We start from the raw sequence: 278 nt of genomic DNA, 5'->3' as shown, positions 1-278 counted from the left end.
AGAAGGACTGGGGAAAGCTTGGCAACGAGCCTGGTTGTTCCAAGCGAGTAATGGCGGCCTGGATCGAAGCATGCTGGCGGCGATACGCATCGGAGAAGTGTTTGGCGTACGCTTGCAAAGCCTGCGCGGCATTACCCCCGCAGAAGGCACACTCAGCGCTATGTTCATGGAACCGCAAGCCATGCCGCACCCACTCGCTTAGTGCGGGCTCATCGGTCAGGCGCTTGATGGCGTTCTGCTCCGGCGTGTCCTTCAACAGCTTTTCGATGTCCTCAATG

1 protein-coding gene is annotated in these 278 nt (G+C 58.6%); it reads right to left on the bottom strand.

Annotation, left to right across the window (positions count from 1 at the left end; translation table 11 throughout):
• On the bottom strand, positions 1–278 hold a 278-nt coding region (locus RMT89_RS42715), incomplete at both ends, for an AAA family ATPase (RefSeq protein WP_315889148.1).

The organism is Streptomyces sp. P17 (assembly GCF_032436805.1).
Lineage (GTDB): Bacteria > Actinomycetota > Actinomycetes > Streptomycetales > Streptomycetaceae > Streptomyces.
The sequence above is the reverse complement of the archived record's forward strand: the minus strand, read 5'-3'. Positions and strand labels throughout refer to the sequence as shown.